We start from the raw sequence: 1,513 nt of genomic DNA on the forward strand, positions 1-1,513 counted from the left end.
CCTTAGCCATGGGCGAATCATTGGATGACTCGCCGCTTCGCCAAGGAGCCATGCCCGCAGAGGCTCCGTGTCAAGCCACTTTGGGTGATCTGCTTTCTAAGGTTACACTGCCTGTAATCCATCCATTTGAGGAATATCTTTTATTAATCTTGAACCATCAAATTCACACTGTTTTTGACCAATGACAAACAACACACGTAGTAACTTACAACACAAGGCAATCAAAGATTGTTGCTTTTTCAAAGGGCGTTCAGGGCGTTTGGTGTAATAGTGATGCAGGGCTTTAAATGTTGAATTATGGGCGACAAGGGGACGAATCGCTAAATATAAGGCTCGGCGTAATCGTTTCCTTCCTCGCTTTGTAATCCTTGTTTGCCCTTTAAATTTACCTGAACTGTGCTCACGTAATGATAGCCCTGCTAAGTTCACTAATTGTTGAGGATGAGAGTACTTTGAAATGTCCCCAACTTCCGCAAAGAATAATCCAACAGTCACCGCCCCTAAGCCTGGAATTTTCATCATTTGTTGGGCACCAGGTAATGTTTCAACGATGGCTTCTAATTCCTGATCCAACTCTTCTAATTGCCGCTTAAAAAGCTCATACTGCTCAATAAGATTCTTCAGTTCACACTTGGCAAATTTCAAGCCTACTTCAATTCCAATGCTCTTTTTGGCTGTTTCTACAAGCTTCGTTGCGCGCTTAATGCCAACTCCTCGTTGGACATACGGTTTCCATTCTTGAAGAACCCTCTCTGGTGTCTTTTTATGAATATCAGAGGGGAACGGAAACAGCTTTAGGGTACAGAGAGCGGCTTTGCCTTCCCAATCTCCAAACACATCGAAAAACTCTGGAAAGTAGCGTTGAATCACATTTTGAATGCGACCTTCTGTGATCATTAATTGTTCAGTAAGCTGATCTCGAATTTTTACGCATTCTCTTAGTTCCGCATATATGCCATCTAAGAGGTTTGGTACAGAGTATCGCCCATCTTTGATTAACTGGGCGATCACTTTTGCGTCTTTCGTATCGTTTTTCGTTGGAGAATTGTCATCAAGTTCTTTACTTTTCTTAACGTGCATTGGGTTCACGACGACAAAGTCGTAACCTTTTGCCGTTAGATAGTAAGCAAGACTCTTCCAATAATGTCCTGTTGGTTCTACGCCAAAAATGACGTGATTCTTCTTGTGTTTTTCTTGGTGTTGCTTTACCCACTCAACGAGGGCTTCAAAGCCAAAGATTCGATTTTCAAAGATCAAACGCTTTCCAAAGTCTAATCCACGATCATCTTGAGCACGTGCGACATGTTTGTCTTTGGCAATATCAATGCCGATAATGAGAGTTGATGGTGTGATTTGCGAGATTTTGTGATTTTGAGTATAATTCATTACGAGTCCTCCTTGGTTACTAATTTAAGGGTCCATTTTTGCTTCGAAGCTTTGGACACCTCGTATAATACCAAGAGGGCTCTTTTTTGTTCAATCCTCAAATTTCTTCATTACAGGAATGCTCCTT

Annotated in this window: 1 protein-coding gene; it reads right to left on the reverse strand. The window is 41.8% G+C overall.

The genetic code is table 11. The features are described from left to right. Positions 1–102: 102 nt before the first annotated feature. Positions 103–1,386 (reverse strand): IS110 family RNA-guided transposase, encoded by a 1,284-nt coding sequence (locus tag BALCAV_RS20790; RefSeq protein WP_003320755.1) that lies wholly within the window; start codon positions 1,384–1,386, stop codon positions 103–105. Positions 1,387–1,513 lie beyond the last annotated feature (127 nt).

It is taken from the genome of Alkalihalobacillus alcalophilus ATCC 27647 = CGMCC 1.3604 (genome assembly GCF_000292245.2).
GTDB lineage: Bacteria > Bacillota > Bacilli > Bacillales > Bacillaceae_D > Alkalihalobacillus > Alkalihalobacillus alcalophilus.